Raw genomic sequence first — 16,707 nt, 5'->3', positions numbered from 1 at the left:
AAACTCCTATATATTATCGCTAATTATTGATAAATTTGGAATACCGAAATATAGGCTTTCGGAAAACCACTATTGCGTTTTCGGAATGACGAAATAGTTTTTTCGGACATGGCTATGATAGTGTAAATTTAATAATTATGACGAAAAGGGGGACTTTTACGTGAAAAAAGGCGTTTTAACACTGATTCTTTTTTTCTTGATTGCGTTGATTACGAGCCCATTGACCACGAAGGCTAAGATGGTTAATGAAGATAAAGTGGAAGTTGAAATTTGTCTAATCGGTAGTGATAACCATTTTGTTTATAAAATTCCAAAGAGATTACATAAAGATATCCCATATACGGAGATGAGAAATGGCATTCAAGCATCCCTAGCCAGCCATTGGGAAATTGAAGAGGCTCGTTACGATACCAATAAATCAGATGTATCCTATACCTTTTACATTCAGGATCTATTTCAAGAAAAACAAGATGGACAGCTAAAAGTAGCCATTCCTTATAGTATTTTGGTAGGAATGTTTGGCGAGCAAGATCCAATTCAATTGAAAATTTTAGCGAGTAAATTATCGAATTGGACGGTGAATACGAAGGATTGGGCAGCACTCGGTTTTATGGAGCCTTTTCCTTTTTTAAGTGAACGTCAATATGTGTATGAAGGAGCCGTTAATGATTTATTAAACCAAAGAGTCGGTCATTTTGATGGTACGATACAGAAACGTCCATTTATCCTTTATGCGGTCATTTATTTTAGTTTTATGGTGGTTCAATTGCTTGCTTGTTTTATTTTATCGAGACGGTTAAAAAGGAAAGTCATCGACAATCCAGCCAATTTACATCAGTTCCGTAAGCTAAATTACATGTATCAATCATTGCCAATCATGATTATTGTTGCGCAAATTGTATTCCTTGTTTTTTCGGGGCTGATTACAGCATTCGGTCTATATTTTAGTCCAGGCATCGATTTATTAGTGATTGTAGGCCCTGTTTTATTAAATATTATTTTGCTTCCTACCTTTTTTGTCACGACAGAGAATGAGATTTCGAGAGAGCTGAAGAACTCTTCCTCTCATTCAGGCTTACAATGAAATAATTTCTTCATACGAAAATCCGGGATGAAATGGTATAATGGTCAACAGCAAACTGGAAGGAGCTGTTGAAGAAAAATGACGCATCCAGAAATGGCGTACTTAAATTTACTACAACATATATTAGAAAATGGCACGAAAAAAGAGGATCGAACTGGTACGGGGACATATAGCGTCTTTGGTTATCAAATGCGTTTTGATTTAAGCAAAGGGTTTCCACTTTTAACGACAAAGCGCGTACCTTTTAAGCTTGTCGCGAGCGAATTGTTATGGTTCATTAAAGGGGATACGAATATCCGTTATCTATTGCAACATAATAATCATATTTGGGATGAATGGGCATTTAAAAGATGGGTGGAATCAGATGATTATACTGGCCCGGATATGACCGATTTTGGTCGACGTTGTTTAGTCGATGACGCATTTAATACCATGTACCAACAAGAGTTAGCCTCTTTTTGTGAGCGTGTTTTAGCCGATGATGATTTTGCTCAAAAATATGGAGAGCTTGGTAATGTCTATGGCAAGCAATGGCGTCATTGGTCAACTTCTACTGGGGAAAGCATCGACCAGTTACAGGATGTCATTCATCAAATAAAGCATAATCCAGATTCACGTCGGATTATTGTCAATGCGTGGAACCCTGAGGATGTAATCAATGCAGGTGCGAAGGGCAGTAAAGCCGCATTGCCACCATGTCATGTTATGTTCCAATTTTATGTATCTAATGGCAAATTAAGCTGTCAGCTTATGCAAAGAAGCTTAGACACTTTATTAGGCTGTCCTTTTAATATAGCTTCTTACGCATTGTTAACTCATTTAATTGCACATGAGTGTGGATTAGAGGTGGGTGAATTTATTCATAGCATTGGGGATGCTCATATTTATGCGAACCATGTAGAACAAGTAAAAGAACAGCTTGCTAGGGAGCCAAAGGACCTACCGACATTACACATCAATCCAAATAAAACTTCGATTTTTGATATCGAGCTTGAGGATTTATCAATCGAGGGCTATGACCCACATCCCGCTATTAAAGCGCCGATTGCGGTCTAACATAAGCAGCAGCCAGTTTGGCTGCTGTTTTTTAGGCTCAATAAGTAGGTCAAAATATATGTTTTACTAAATAGGCTAGCAGTTGGATGACTGATTGCTAGGAACTTGATTATAGTAATTGTGGGATTGTTAGCATGATTTGAAATGGAATGTCGGTCAAATTTATGGTAGAGGTGAAATGGTGAAGAAAACAACAGTACTTCAAGTGGAAGATAATCCCCAACAGTCTAATCATCTAGAACGAAAAATGGTTTCCGAGCAAAAGGCGCAGGACGCTCACACTTCCCATTTATCCCGGCAACAACTTTTCGACATGATGCAAGTGATTGAAGAAATTCGTATGAAAGGCTATAAAGAAAGACTATAAATGTAAGCGCCTTCTAAGCTATAATAGCTGTGGAGGTGTTTTTTATGAACGTAATCTTTCTAGATTCAGTCACGGGCGATGAATTATTACACATGGTTTCACACGATGTGGCAGGTATACTTGCGGCTGTACAGGGAGAAAGTGTGACTTTTCCGGTAGGTCATTTTAAATATGAATTTCATAATTTAGATTTTTATGAGGACAATGGGCAAATACGACAGGAGCTAGTGATATATGTAAATAAAATCTAAGTTGTATGTATAATGACATGAAGAAACGTAAAAATAAAGACAGGTAGTGAAAAACAAAGTGCTTGCTTTTTTACTTACCTGTAACTATAATGGTTACAACAGGTGGTGATACATATGGTGAACAGTCGATTTTCGGTGGCGATCCATATTCTTTCGCTAATTGCTACAACATCTGATAAAAGCTTACTTACATCGGACTTTATCGCTGGGAGTGTAAATACAAATCCAGTGGTCGTAAGACGAATGATTGGTGTTCTGAAAAAGGCAGGATTACTTTTATCACATTCCGGGGTTGCAGGGTACGAGCTTTTAGTGGAGCCAAAGAATTTAACACTTTTAGCAATTTATCAAGCAATCAATGGGCCAGAACAGCTTTTTGCAATTCATGATGAGCCAAATCCAGCGTGTGCAGTGGGACGAGAAATCCAACATACTTTGGAAGATGTGTATACATCTATTTGGCAGGCAATGGAAGCACAGCTACACGCACAAACTTTGCAGGATGTGCTAGATCAGCTTCGTACTTAAGCGAAGATGGTCTTTCTGTATCTAACCTGTAACTAAAATAGTTACAACTATAATTTAAGGAGGAACATACAATGAAAATTGCTGTCATTGGTGCAACAGGTAAAGCAGGACAAAAAATAGTAGAGGAAGCGGTGCAACGTGGTCATGAAGTAACAGCCATCGTTCGTTCTGCAGCAAAAGTAACAACAGCTATCCCCGTAATTGAAAAAGACGTGTTTCATTTAACGCAAGAAGAAATGAAAGGCTTCGATGTAGTGGTGAATGCGTTTGGCGCACCAGCAGGTCAGGAGGATTTACATGTGAAAGCTGGTCGTCATTTAATCGAAATTTTTAAAGGCATTGATACAAGATTATTTGTTGTCGGAGGGGCAGGCAGCCTTTTTGTAGACCCTGAAAAACAAATTCGTGTGATGGAAACACCAGATTTCCCAGCTTTGTACCTAGCAACTGCGCAAAATCAAGGACAAAACCTACAGGATCTACAACAATCTGCTATCCATTGGACATTTTTAAGTCCGTCTGCATTTTTTGATCCAGAAGGTCCACGTACAGGTCACTATACAGCAGGGGTAGATCATTTATTAGTAAATGAAGCTGGTGAAAGTTATGTAAGCTACGCAGATTATGCAGTGGCAGTATTGGATGAGCTTGAAAATCCTCAACATCAAAATAGCCGTTTTACTGTCACATCGAATAAATAATAGAAGAAGGAACAAACCAATAGAATGGACCTAGTCGGTTATTCTATTGGTTTTTTTGCATAATTGCTGAACGAGACAGTAGCTGTTGTAATACGATCTCAAACAGTTGCCTAATTATTTTGGTAATCGGCTAATAATGCTAGCGCATTATTAAAATGTGCTCGGTTTTTAGCGATTTCTTTGCTTTTTTGAAGGATTTTTTTCGTTTACAGAAAAATGACTGTTTACAATACGACTTTTATTAGCTACTATCAAGTGTGAGTATTACATAAAAGGAGACGACAATGATGTCAACACAACGTATAGAAAAAGATTTTTTAGGTGAGCGCGTATTACCAGCAGAGGCTTATTACGGAATTCAAACATTACGTGCAACGGAAAACTTCCCGATTACAGGCTACACAATTCACTCTTCACTTATTAAAGCGATGGGGATTGTGAAGAAAGCAGCTGCTTTAAGTAATATGGAAGTACACCTATTATCAAAAGAAATTGGTGAGGCAATTGTCGAAGCAGCACAAGAAGTAATTGATGGCAAATGGGATGCAGAATTCCTTGTAGACCCAATCCAAGGTGGAGCAGGAACATCCATCAATATGAATGCCAACGAAGTCATCGCCAACCGCGCCCTGGAAATTTTAGGAAAAGAAAAGGGTGACTATCATACAGTAAGTCCAAACAGTCATGTCAATATGTCACAATCAACAAACGATGCTTTCCCAACAGCTATTCATATCGCTGTGTTAAATTTAATAGATGAATTATTAGAAACGATGGATTATATGCAATCTGTTTTCCATCAAAAAGCAGAGCAATTTGCACATGTCATTAAAATGGGACGTACGCATTTACAGGACGCTGTGCCAATTCGCTTAGGACAAGAGTTCGAAGCTTATTGCCGTGTCATCAACCGTGATATTGTACGTATACGTCAAACACGTCCAAACTTATATGATGTAAATATGGGCGCTACTGCTGTAGGAACAGGTTTAAATGCCTTCCCAGATTATATTAAATCTGTCGATGAGCACCTTGCAGAAATCTCTGGTTTACCATTAAAAGGTGCGACACATTTAGTTGATGCTACACAAAATACAGATGCTTATACAGAAGTATCGGGTGCGTTGAAAATTTGTATGATTAATATGTCGAAAATTGCTAATGACTTACGCTTAATGGCTTCTGGTCCACGTGCCGGATTAGGGGAAATCCTTTTACCAGCTCGTCAACCAGGTTCTTCTATCATGCCGGGTAAAGTGAACCCTGTGATGCCAGAAGTACTGAACCAAGTGGCTTTCCAAGTAATTGGTAACGACCATACAATTTCATTAGCTTCTGAAGCTGGTCAATTAGAGTTAAATGTTATGGAGCCTGTTTTAGTATTTAACCTTATCCAATCTATCAGCATTATGAATAATGTCTTCCGTGCGTTTACAGAAAACTGCTTAAAAGATATCGAAGCAAATGAAGAACGTATGAAAGAATATGTAGAGAAAAGTGTAGGGGTACTAACTGCTGTGAACCCTCATATTGGCTATGAAGTTGCTGCTCGTCTTGCGCGTGAAGCGATTCTAACAGGTCGTTCAATCCGTGAACTTTGTATTGAAGCGGGTGTCTTAACAAATGAACAGCTAGACCTAATTTTAGACCCATATGAAATGACACACCCAGGAATCGCTGGCTCTAGCATCATGAATTTAAAATAATGGTAAGGACTGTAGATATGCCTTCGTGGCTGTCTACGGTCTTTTTTATGGAGATTTAGACCTTTATTCTTATGAAAAGGGGGCTTTTTCTTATGTTTTTAGGATTATTCAACTATAATAATGGTATGGAAGTAATATTTTAGTTGGAGGAATTTGTTATGAGTTTACGAAATAAGAGTTTACTTGGCTTTTCAGCTTTAAATGTGTTAATGATTATTATTTTATTTTTAGATTTGGCCAATGTAACAACATTAGAATGGCTTGCAACTGTTTTAACCATTTTAGGAATTGTCCTTACACTTTCGTACACGGTCTATGTCCATTTTAAAGTGATACAGCCCATCAAACAGCTGACGGAGGCTGCACAAGGGATTACTACTGGCAAATTAGATACAGTTGTCATTGAGGTACATGACAAAGGTGAAATCTCTCAGCTAGCACAATCTTTTTTAGACATGAAAAATCAATTACGAACAATGACGCAAAAAATTGCGAATAGCTCTACAGATTTATCGACGAGTATTGAAGAATTATCAGCAAGTACAAATGAAATTACGCTAGCTGTGGAAGAAGTAGACCAACAGATAGAGAAAACATCGGATGGCTTGAAGCAAGCTGCACAATCCGCTAGTGATAGTGCCCAAGCTATGCAAGAAACTGTTGATGGAATTGAACGAATTACGGTAGCTACACAGGATGTTTTTAGTCATGCCAAAGAGGCGAATGAGGTTGCTGGAAACGGGGTAAGCATTTTACATGTAGCGAAAGAACAGATGCAATATATTTCATCGTCAACAGAGATAACTAGTGGTCTTATGCAGCAGCTGTCCACTAAAATGTCAGATATTAAATCGATGACTGATATGATTACAGCGATTACAGATCAAACGAATTTATTAGCTTTAAATGCTGCCATTGAAGCAGCAAGGGCGGGAGAACATGGTAAAGGCTTTGCAGTAGTGGCCGAAGAGGTGCGCCAATTAGCTGAGCAATCGAAGCAATCTGCTACGCAAATCGTTGACTTAGTCGTAGGTATTGAACATGATACAAAACAAGTCGCTTCCTCTGTGGACGAGGATTTGAAAAATGTTCAGCAAGGTGTTTATGTCATTGATGAGGCGACAAAATCATTTGGGACAATCTCTCAGCATGTAAGTCGAATGAATAACCAGCTTGAAGACATTTCCGCAACAGCTGAACAGCTTGCTAGTAGCGCTAATGAGGTGGCATCAACCGTCATAACGATTGCGGATGGAATGGGCAGATTATCGAATTATACAGAGGCTGTTTTGCAATCAATGGATGAGCAAACTGCGTCTATGCAAGCTGTCAATCACGTCACACAGGATTTAAGCATACAAGCTGATGATTTACAAAAATTAACAAATAAGTTTGGGGTATAAGATATAAGTGAAAAATTTCAAGGGTTTATAGCCCTGAAATAATAACCCTAATAACATAAAATTACAATTTTTTTAGTATAATTTTATTTTCACTTTACTCAACATGATAAGAGGCTTATTTACAGTTGACCGATTTTCTGTAAAATAAGCCTCTTTTTTTGTGAGTTATTTATAAAACTTGTAAATTCACAGATAAATAAAAATGTTGAATTTTTTAATGTAGTTTTTTATAATGGACTAGCTGTTACCTCTATTACTCACTTCAACTATTGCAACCCGCGTTTGCCGGGTCAACAAGTCATTTCTATTTCTCTTCGCATATCCCTTGCGAAATCATAATTTGTAAGACAACAATTATATGCTAAAAAACTAAATGGTTATTAAAAAGCACATGCAATTGAAAGGAAGTATGCTTCGAAAATTGTTATTGAAAGATAATTCTGAATATAGGAAAGAGAGAGATTAATTTGAAGCTATCACCAGTAGAACAAGAAAAACTACTCCTCCATGTAGCAGGAGAACTTGCGCTGAAAAGAAAAGCTCGCGGCTTAAAGTTAAATTATCCAGAAGCAGTTGCTCTTATTAGTAGTTTTATAATGGAGGGTGCTAGAGATGGAAAAACTGTTGCACAGCTAATGAGTGAGGCAAAGCATGTTCTGTCAGCAGAGGACGTAATGGAGGGTGTCGGTGACATGATTTCAGATGTACAGGTGGAATGTACCTTCCCAGATGGTACGAAACTGGTCACAGTTCACCGTCCAATTCAGTAAAGGAGTGTGGGTAAATGATTCCTGGAGAAATCCGACCAAAGAAGGGTGTAATTGAAATCAATGTAGGCAGGGCAACCAAAAAGGTACTAGTAGCCAATACAGGAGATCGCCCGATTCAAGTAGGTTCACATTTTCATTTTATCGAAGTCAATAGATTTCTAGAATTTAATCGAGAAGATGCAATCGGTATGCATTTAAATATTCCATCGGGGACGGCCGTTCGCTTTGAACCTGGGGAAGAAAAAGAAGTAGAGCTTGTCGAATTTGGTGGTAAGCAGCATGTCTTTGGCTTAAATAAGCTAACAGAAGGGTCTACCCATCATAAAGATGAAATTTTAGACAAGGCAATTGAAGGCGGCTTTAAAGGAGCGGAAGAAAAATGAAGGTAACACATGAAGCTTACGAGAAAATGTTCGGTCCTACAGTTGGCGACAAATTGCGTTTAGCCGATACGGATTTGTGGGTCGAAATTGAGAAGGACTATACATCCTATGGAGATGAAGGTGTCTTTGGTGGTGGTAAATCATTGCGTGTTTCGATGGGGCAAAACGGTAAAAATACACGCAATGAAGGTGTGCTAGATACCGTCATCACAAACGTCGTCATCATTGATTATACGGGTATTGTGAAGGCTGATATCGGTATTAAAGATGGTCGAATTATTGGCATCGGCAAAGCTGGCAATCCGAATAGTATGGATGGTGTCGATCAGGACATGATTATCGGCGTAGGGACAGAGGTATATGCAGGTGAAGGGCTTATAGCTACAGCAGGTGCTATTGATACCCATATCCATTTCATCAGTCCCGATCAAGTAGAGACGGCCCTATTAGCAGGAACAACTACTTTTATTGGCGGCGGAACAGGACCAGCAGCAGGTTCAAAGGCGACAAGCTTAACTGCAGGTGAATGGCATCTACATCGCATGTTACAGGCCATGGAAGGCTTTCCAATCAATGTTGGACTACTTGGAAAAGGCAGTGCCTCAGACCCAGCACCAATTATCGAGCAAGTTCGTGCAGGTGCCATTGGTTTGAAAATTCATGAGGACTGGGGGGCAACACCTTCTGCACTAGACCAAAGCTTAACTGTTGCAGATGAATACGATATTCAAGTAGCCCTGCACTCCGATACATTAAATGAAGCAGGATTTGTAGAAGATACAATCAATGCCATCGGTGGCCGTGTTATTCATATTTTCCATACGGAAGGTGCTGGTGGTGGACACGCGCCAGACCAGCTAGTAATGGCATCTTTACCAAATATTTTGCCAGCTTCGACGAACCCTACGAAACCATTTACAACGAACACGATTGATGAGCATTTAGATATGCTGATGGTGTGCCATCACTTGAAGCATGATGTGCCAGAAGATGTCGCATTCGCAGATTCACGTATTCGTCCTGAAACGATTGCTGCAGAAGATATTATGCAGGACTTAGGAATCCTGAGCATTATGTCTTCGGATTCACAGGCGATGGGCCGTGTGGGAGAGGTGACGATTAGGACGTTCCAGACAGCAGACAAAATGAAAAAGCAACGTGGACCTTTACCACAGGATGAGGGCAAGGAGCATGATAATTACCGTGTCAAGCGCTATATGGCGAAGCTAAATATTAACCCAGCAATTGCACATGGTATTAGCCATGAAGTAGGTTCATTGGAAGAAGGAAAATTAGCCGATATCGTTTTATGGGACCCAGCATTCTTTGGCGTAAAGGCAGAAGTGGTCATCAAGGCTGGTATTGCCGTCTATGGGATTACGGGAGATCCAAATGCATCCATTCCAACACCACAGCCAATGAAAGGCCGTCAGACTTATGGCTTCTATGGACAGGGTCCTCAAAATTGTGGCATGACATTTTTACCAAAAATAGCTGTCGAAGAAGGTTTGCCAGAAAAATTAGGCTTGAAAAGAATGATTGGGACGGTTTCGAATTGCCGAAATATTCGCAAATCTGACATGAATCTAAATAGTGAGACGCCAGAAATAGATGTGAATCCAGAAACCTATGAAGTAAAAATTGATGGAGAATTAGCAACATGCGAGCCAGTGGATGTACTACCGATGGCTCAACGATATTTCTTATTCTAAGCAATTAAAGTGAGTGTAACAGCCAATAAAAAGACGATGAGGTGCTAAACATATGTTAATTGAAAAAATCATGGGGAACATTGCACACGAAGAAGAACATCATGAAAAGAAAACAGAGTGGATTGAACTAGAGTGGGAGGAATTAAGCAAACGAATCCTACGCACAGAAACAGATCAAGGTACAGACATTGCTTTACGTTTAGAAGGGAATGAACCATTAAAATATGGCGATTTATTATGGGAGGATGAACACCGTCGTATCGCCATCCGTACAAAATTAGAGCCTGTTATTGTTATAACGCCAAACGACATGCATGAAATGGGAAAATCAGCTTTCGAATTAGGGAATCGCCATACCCCTTGCCTAATTGAAAACAATGAAATCATCGTACGAGCGGATCATACGATTAATCCATTATTAGATGAAATAGGGGTGCACTATGAAACAACAGAAAGACGTTTCAAGCAGCCATTCAAATACCGTGGACACTCTCACTAATTTATCGATACTGCAACTATTGCAAATTCATGATTCGGCATTTCCAATAGGTTCTTATACACATTCCTATGGTATGGAAACGTATATTCAAGCAGATCTCATTCGCACAAAGGATCAATTAATCGAATTTTGTCAGGGCTATTTATTTCATAATTTAGTGCATGGAGATGCGATACTAATTAAAGAAGCATTCCACGCAGCAAAAGACAGAGATCTTGCTCGTCTTACAGAGCTGGATGAACTTTGTGGGGCTATGAAGCTGGCCAAAGAATCTAAAGAGGCGAGTGTAAACGTAGGGAAGCAATTTGTGCGAACGGTGACACCACTTATGGAATGCCCTTTTTTATTGCAATGGAAGGAGAAAATTGAGCGTGAAGAAGTGAAGGGACATTACGCTGTGCTTTATGGAATTTATTGCGAGGCACTTGGTGTCAATGTCTTTCACGCAGTGATGACCTTTATGTATGCTTCAATTAGCGGCTTAGTACAAAATGCTGTACGTGCAGTACCATTTGGTCAAAATACAGGTGTCCAAGCATTGAATGAGCTATTGATTTCGGTAGAAGAAGCAGCGCAAACAGTGATGTTGTTAACGATGGATGATTTAACGAATAATGCGTTAGGGATTGAATTGGCATCCATGAAACATGAGTTTTTATATTCCAGATTATTTATTTCATAGAAAGAGAGAGGATAACAATGAAACCAATACGTATTGGCATCGGCGGCCCAGTTGGGTCAGGAAAAACGTCATTAGTAGATCAATTAACACGTGTGATGCATGAGCATTATCAAGTAGCGGTAATTACCAATGATATTTACACAAGGGAGGACGCCCAATATTTAATTACGAATGGTGTTTTAGCCGAAGAGCGTATTATTGGGGTAGAAACAGGAGGTTGTCCTCATACAGCTATTCGTGAGGATGCATCAATGAATTTTGCAGCGATTGATGATTTAACTAAACGCTTCAAAAATTTGGATATAATTTTCATTGAAAGTGGTGGGGATAACTTATCTGCAACATTTAGTCCTGAGCTAGTGCATGGCTATATTTACGTCATTGATGTGGCAGAGGGACAGGATATCCCACGTAAAGGCGGTCCAGCGCTAACGCGTTCAGACTTACTGCTAATCAATAAAACATCATTGGCGCCTCATGTGGGGGTCGATCTAGACATCATGGATCAGGATGTGAAAAAAATGCGTGGTGGCCGTCCATACATTTTTGCAGATGTTCGTTCTCAAACGAATGTAGATAAGGTGGTTGAATGGATTCAGCACCATATGCTACTTGAAGGTGCAGAAGCCGTTGACAACCATGGTTAATCCACAGAAAATAAATCATTTTGGCAAATTAGAAATGGCCTTTGAGCCTAGGAGGGGCTATACACGACTGGTTCATGTGTACCAACAGCCTCCCCTAAAGGCTAGCCGTGAATTATATGAAGGTAGTGATCCAACTGCCACAGTATTCTTGATGGAATCCTCTGGTGGGATGGTAGCGGGAGACCGCAATGAAATCAATGTCAAACTTGCGTCAGGAAGCCGAGTAAGGCTGAAGCAACAATCGGCATTGAAAATCTATCCTTCCCATACAGGCGATCATTGTACCCAGGCTATTACCGTTGAGATGGCTGATGAGGCACGATTAGAATGGCTCCCTGAAGTAACTATTCCATTTGAACGAGCCAAGTTTCAAGCAGATACAACCATTCGCATGAAGGAGAGCTCGACATTAATTTGGGGTGAAATTGTTGCACCAGGTCGAGAAATGCGAGGGGAAGTCTTTGATTATCAAGCCTACCAGTCGAAATATAAGGTCTATGTAGAGGAACAACTTATTGCGTTTGATTCCATCCATTTCAAACCACAGGAAATGAATTTTGCAGCGCTTGGCTTGCTCGAAAAAGCACTTTATATCGGCTCTTTATGGATTGTGTCACCACTAGTGAAAAATCTTAACATGCGAGATTTACAGGATTTAATTCAACAGGAGCAATCTCTTCAGGCAAGCGTAACAAAGCTAACAGATCAGGCGATTCATTGTAGATGGCTCGCCAAAGAGCAACGAACACTTCACAAGGAAATAAATCGTATGTTTGAACAGATGACAGCATTATTGTAATTTCTGTTGTGATAAAGGAGATAGTGAATTGAAAAAGTTTTCAGTATGGATACTTCTAATGATACTTTGTCTTGCAGGCTGTACGAAAGAGTCCAGTCAAGGCGAGGAGAAACAGTCATCTGCTTTGTCGTCTTCACAAGCAAATGAGCTTGTTTTTGCGTCAGAGTCTGAGTTTGCAGGTTTAAATCCTCTTTTAGAGGAAACGAATTTAGATGCCTTTTTATTTAGAGGTTTGATGCGTTTCGATGAACACAATGTACCAGTATTTGATATGGCTAAAAGTATTAAAATATCAGATGACCAGATGACGTATACAATTGTGATTAATGATCATGTGCTATTTCATGATGGGCAGGCTTTAACGGTGGACGATATTATTTTCACCATTGAAAGTATTCTTGACGATGCAAACGGCTCCTATTTAAAATCTGATTTTATCCATGTGACGGGCATGAAAAAAATCGACGACACGACAATGACCATCCAATTAGATGAACCATTTACACCGATGCTAGACAAATTAACTGTGCCTATTTTGCCAAAGCATGCCTTCGAAGGACAGGAAATGAGAACCGCTTCATTTAACCAACAACCAATCGGCGCAGGGCCTTATAGGTTTGAACAATGGGATAAAGGGACAAGCCTGACGCTAAAAGCATTTCCTACTTTTTATGGGACAAAGGCTTCGATTGAACAAGTCATTTTTAAATTTATCCCTGATAGCAATGTGCGTGCCCTACAGCTAAAATCGGGTGAGGTGGATATTGCATTACTTGATCCAAATCAGGTTGAGGAACTGTCAAAAGTCGAACGTTTAAAAATGTACGAGGTTGAATCCGCTGATTATCGAGGTGTTTTATTTAATATGAAGTATCCTATTTGGAAGGATGTTTCACTAAGAAAAGCAATTAGCTACGCAACGGATCGTGCAGGCATTGTAAAAGGTATATTACATGGCTATGGAACAGAAGCTTATTCACCGCTACAACAACATAATTTTGTAAATGAAAAAATCGAACATTATACTTACGATGTAAAAAAAGCAAATAAGCTGCTCGAGCAAGCAGGCTGGCAATTAGCCGATGACGGTTTCCGCTATAAGGATGGTCAAAAATTAACATTTACCATTACTGCGCCCATAACTGATACTGTGCGTGTAAATATGGCCAATTATGTGGCAGAGGGCTATAAAGCTGTTGGGGCAGATGTGAAAGTGGCCGCGCTAGATTGGAGCAATATTGTTATTGAAGAAACAGAAGCCTTTATGGTTGGATGGGGAAGTCCCTATGATGCGGACCATCATACCTACAGCCTATTCCATTCTGGAGAATCCAGTCTCACAAGTGCTGGCTATAATTACGGCAGCTATGCCAATGCAAAAGTAGATGCATTGCTAGAGGAAGGCCGTACTACAGTCGATCCTGAGCAACGTAAGAAGGTCTATATGGCATTGCAGGAGGAGCTAGCTCAAGACCCACCTTTTGCCTACTTTGCTTATGTAGATGCTGTATATGGTATCGATAAACAAATTAATGGTGTTAAAGAGCGAATTTTAGGTCACCATGGGGCAGGCTTCTTATGGAATGTTGAGGAGTGGAAATGGAATGATCGCTAAATGGCTTGGGAAGCGAATGATAATGGGGACAATTGTCCTCATTATCGTGAGCTTCCTCTCTTTTTTCATGATGCATGCCGCTCCTGGTAATCCCGCAGCAGCTTATTATGGAGGCAATGCCCAAACATTATCGACCGCAGAGAAGGAACGTATTGAACAAGCCTTTGGACTCGATCAACCTGTTCTCTTACAGTATGGACGGTGGTTAGGTGAAGCACTACAAGGTAATTTGGGATATTCAGCTAAAGAAGGAAGACCTGTTTTGACGATTTTACTTGAGCGGTTACCCAACACACTACAGCTCGTTGTTCTGACGTTATTTCTAGTAACGATTGCCTCTATTTGGCTAGGCTTACAGGCTGGCATGAGGGAGGGCTCATTACTCGACCGCGGACTTTCCATCTTTAGTATTGCAAGCTCAGCCATACCACCATTTTGGCTAGGCATAGTATTCATCATGGTCTTTTCCATAACATTAGGGTGGTTTCCATCTTCAGGAATGAATGATGTGCGGGGCAACGGAGGGTTCATGGATCGTTTATATCATATGGCACTCCCGCTTATAGTCCTCGTGATGTCGCATGTGGGCATCTTTGCCCGTTTTTTGCAGGATAGTGTGAAAGTAGAGAATCATAGCTACTATGTTCAAGTAGCACGCGCGAATGGAGTACCAGAACGTGAAATTCGAAGGATGATTTTACGAAATGCTGTCATTCCTTATATCAATTATGTTGGGGTGACCATCCCATCATTTTTCGGAGGCTCCATTGTGGTCGAAACATTATTTGGTTGGTCAGGCTTAGGACAGCTTTTGGTAAAATCCGTCATGCTCAAAGATTTCCCCGTTTTGATGGGGGCTATTTTAATCATAGGCGTGGTCGTGGTCATCTGTTTATTCGTCATTGACATACTGATGATTGGTTTGAACCCTCGATTAAGAAGAGGGGGCTTTGTATGAGAAAACAGCGATATCCGATTTTTTGGCTTGTGCTTTTAGCTCTTATTTTTACAACGACTATTTTTTCTTCATTATTAGCTCCTTTTGAGCCTAATGTAATGGATATGAATCAAATTTATCAAGCACCTAATGCCACACATTTATTAGGGACTGACCAGTTGGGTAGAGATGTTCTTTCTCGCTTATTGGTGGGGGGGAAGGTGACGCTATTTATTGCCATTGTATCGGTCGTCCTATCTAGCATAATTGGTATCATATATGGGGGCATAAGTGGTTATTTTGGTGGTGCCATTGATGCAGTAATGATGCGTATTCTCGAAGCCTTTTTAACAATTCCTTCATTGGTCATCGTGCTAGCTCTACAGGCAATGATGCAGGGCAGTATGTGGCATATGGCGATGGTGATGGGTATCACGGGATGGTTTGTGACAGCTCGTATCGTCCGCTCAGAATTTATCCGATTAAAGGAGCAAGAGTTTGTGCAGATGGCGAAAATGTTCCGCACGCCGTTGTGGAAAATTCTCTTTGGCCATTTATTACGTAATTGTATGCCTGCGATATTTGTGGTAACCATTTTTAATTTTGCTGGGGCTATTTTTACCGAAGTTTCCTTAAGCTTTTTAGGAATTGGTGTCCCACCAGCTACTCCATCATGGGGAACAATGCTGTACACAGCGCAAAATGATTTACTTGTGGGGGCTTGGTGGATGGGTCTTTTCCCTGGACTGTTAATCTTTATAACGATTTTATGTGTGCAAGTTATTGGAGGTACTTTCAAACAAGGAGGGAACCGAACGCATGTTTAAAGTTGACAATTTGGCTGTTCAATTAGACGGCAAATCCCTTATTCAAGGCTTGACTTTTACTGTACCTAAAGGTCAAATTACCGCTATCATTGGCGAGAGTGGCAGCGGCAAAAGTACGACCCTTTCAGCTCTGCTTGGGATGCTACCAGCACGAGCAACTATGGAGGGTTCCATTGTATTTAATGAAAGAAATGTCATGACAATGTCAGAACCGGAGCGTGTGAAGCTACGCAAAAAGCACTTTTTTACCATTTTTCAGGATGCAATGAATAGTTTTTCACCCACCCAAAAAATAAAGCATCAACTCTATAGGTTGACCGCTTCGAGGCTAGGGCAAAAGGAAGAGGAATTTTTAGATAAAATCACAGCCATTTTAAAGGAGTTAAACCTACCTAAGGATGTGTTAAATCGCTATCCATTTGAGCTTTCAGGTGGCATGCTACAACGCTGCATGCTTGCCTGCGCCTTCTATCATGAACCAGACGTTTTGATGGCGGATGAACCAACCTCTGCTCTAGATATGCTCCATCAACAAGAATTTATCAAATTGCTAAAAAATCTCCATGCCCGCTTAGGGACGACGATACTATTGATTACGCATGATTTAGGAGTTGCTAAGATGGCTGATTCTATTCTGGTGATGAAAAATGGCGAAATAGTAGAAAGTGGGAGAATGTCTGAAATTTTTAAGGAGCCCAAGCATCCATATACGAAGCAGCTTGTCGCTCATCATTTTTAGG

19 protein-coding genes are annotated in these 16,707 nt (G+C 40.1%); all 19 read left to right on the top strand.

Annotation, left to right across the window (positions count from 1 at the left end; translation table 11 throughout):
• The first annotated feature begins 160 nt into the window (after positions 1 to 160).
• The 19 genes from AC3CH7_RS00175 to AC3CH7_RS00085 all read left to right on the top strand — a co-directional run bounded on the left by AC3CH7_RS00175 (position 161) and on the right by AC3CH7_RS00085 (position 16,706).
• Positions 161 to 1,084, top strand: a complete 924-nt coding sequence (locus AC3CH7_RS00175) for a hypothetical protein (protein ID WP_031419867.1) — start codon at positions 161 to 163, stop codon at positions 1,082 to 1,084.
• Positions 1,085 to 1,162: 78 nt separating this feature from the next.
• Complete coding sequence (locus AC3CH7_RS00170; RefSeq protein ID WP_012294318.1) at positions 1,163 to 2,140, top strand: thymidylate synthase; 978 nt, start codon at positions 1,163 to 1,165, stop codon at positions 2,138 to 2,140.
• A 178-nt stretch (positions 2,141 to 2,318) separates the two neighbouring features.
• Positions 2,319 to 2,507 (top strand): hypothetical protein, encoded by a 189-nt coding sequence (locus AC3CH7_RS00165; RefSeq protein WP_012294319.1) that lies wholly within the window; start codon positions 2,319 to 2,321, stop codon positions 2,505 to 2,507.
• 44 nt (positions 2,508 to 2,551) lie between these two features.
• Entirely contained in the window at positions 2,552 to 2,758 is a 207-nt protein-coding gene (locus AC3CH7_RS00160) for a hypothetical protein (RefSeq protein WP_031419865.1), read from the top strand.
• 114 nt (positions 2,759 to 2,872) lie between these two features.
• On the top strand, positions 2,873 to 3,286 hold the full coding sequence (locus AC3CH7_RS00155) for an Rrf2 family transcriptional regulator (RefSeq protein ID WP_012294321.1): 414 nt from the start codon (positions 2,873 to 2,875) through the stop codon (positions 3,284 to 3,286).
• Positions 3,287 to 3,357: 71 nt separating this feature from the next.
• Positions 3,358 to 3,987 carry an NAD(P)-dependent oxidoreductase gene (locus tag AC3CH7_RS00150; protein WP_012294322.1) on the top strand — a complete coding sequence of 210 codons (630 nt, stop codon included), beginning with the start codon at positions 3,358 to 3,360 and terminating at the stop codon, positions 3,985 to 3,987.
• Between the two features lie 284 nt (positions 3,988 to 4,271).
• The gene (gene aspA / locus AC3CH7_RS00145; protein WP_012294323.1) at positions 4,272 to 5,693 is read left to right on the top strand and encodes an aspartate ammonia-lyase; all 1,422 of its coding nucleotides are present in this window, start codon (positions 4,272 to 4,274) and stop codon (positions 5,691 to 5,693) included.
• Between the two features lie 158 nt (positions 5,694 to 5,851).
• Positions 5,852 to 7,096: a methyl-accepting chemotaxis protein gene (locus AC3CH7_RS00140; RefSeq protein WP_031419862.1), complete on the top strand. Its 1,245-nt coding sequence runs from the start codon at positions 5,852 to 5,854 to the stop codon at positions 7,094 to 7,096.
• A 467-nt stretch (positions 7,097 to 7,563) separates the two neighbouring features.
• On the top strand, positions 7,564 to 7,866 hold the full coding sequence (ureA, locus tag AC3CH7_RS00135) for an urease subunit gamma (RefSeq protein WP_099805177.1): 303 nt from the start codon (positions 7,564 to 7,566) through the stop codon (positions 7,864 to 7,866).
• Between the two features lie 14 nt (positions 7,867 to 7,880).
• The gene (locus AC3CH7_RS00130; RefSeq protein WP_012294326.1) at positions 7,881 to 8,249 is read left to right on the top strand and encodes an urease subunit beta; all 369 of its coding nucleotides are present in this window, start codon (positions 7,881 to 7,883) and stop codon (positions 8,247 to 8,249) included.
• On the top strand, positions 8,246 to 9,961 hold the full coding sequence (gene ureC / locus AC3CH7_RS00125) for an urease subunit alpha (RefSeq protein ID WP_488381492.1): 1,716 nt from the start codon (positions 8,246 to 8,248) through the stop codon (positions 9,959 to 9,961). The genes AC3CH7_RS00130 and ureC overlap by 4 nt, the downstream gene beginning before the upstream one ends.
• A 52-nt stretch (positions 9,962 to 10,013) precedes the next feature.
• The gene (locus AC3CH7_RS00120; protein WP_197148377.1) at positions 10,014 to 10,460 is read left to right on the top strand and encodes an urease accessory protein UreE; all 447 of its coding nucleotides are present in this window, start codon (positions 10,014 to 10,016) and stop codon (positions 10,458 to 10,460) included.
• A complete protein-coding gene (locus AC3CH7_RS00115; protein ID WP_488381491.1) occupies positions 10,402 to 11,142 on the top strand; it encodes an urease accessory protein UreF in 741 nt (246 codons plus the stop codon). Before AC3CH7_RS00120 ends, AC3CH7_RS00115 begins: the two co-directional genes overlap by 59 nt.
• A 17-nt stretch (positions 11,143 to 11,159) precedes the next feature.
• Positions 11,160 to 11,789, top strand: coding sequence for an urease accessory protein UreG (gene ureG / locus AC3CH7_RS00110; RefSeq protein ID WP_036168136.1), 630 nt, complete (start codon positions 11,160 to 11,162; stop codon positions 11,787 to 11,789).
• Complete coding sequence (locus AC3CH7_RS00105) at positions 11,782 to 12,588, top strand: urease accessory protein UreD (RefSeq protein WP_036162731.1); 807 nt, start codon at positions 11,782 to 11,784, stop codon at positions 12,586 to 12,588. The genes ureG and AC3CH7_RS00105 overlap by 8 nt, the downstream gene beginning before the upstream one ends.
• Positions 12,589 to 12,616: 28 nt before the next feature.
• A complete protein-coding gene (locus AC3CH7_RS00100; RefSeq protein WP_422762399.1) occupies positions 12,617 to 14,203 on the top strand; it encodes an ABC transporter substrate-binding protein in 1,587 nt (528 codons plus the stop codon).
• Positions 14,193 to 15,161 carry an ABC transporter permease gene (locus AC3CH7_RS00095; RefSeq protein ID WP_036216051.1) on the top strand — a complete coding sequence of 323 codons (969 nt, stop codon included), beginning with the start codon at positions 14,193 to 14,195 and terminating at the stop codon, positions 15,159 to 15,161. The genes AC3CH7_RS00100 and AC3CH7_RS00095 overlap by 11 nt, the downstream gene beginning before the upstream one ends.
• Positions 15,158 to 15,967: an ABC transporter permease gene (locus AC3CH7_RS00090; RefSeq protein WP_099805175.1), complete on the top strand. Its 810-nt coding sequence runs from the start codon at positions 15,158 to 15,160 to the stop codon at positions 15,965 to 15,967. Before AC3CH7_RS00095 ends, AC3CH7_RS00090 begins: the two co-directional genes overlap by 4 nt.
• Positions 15,960 to 16,706, top strand: coding sequence for an ATP-binding cassette domain-containing protein (locus AC3CH7_RS00085; protein WP_099805174.1), 747 nt, complete (start codon positions 15,960 to 15,962; stop codon positions 16,704 to 16,706). Before AC3CH7_RS00090 ends, AC3CH7_RS00085 begins: the two co-directional genes overlap by 8 nt.
• Position 16,707: the final 1 nt, after the last annotated feature.

Source organism: Lysinibacillus sp. F12 (assembly GCF_057773605.1).
This window is presented reverse-complemented; position numbering and strand designations above follow the sequence as displayed.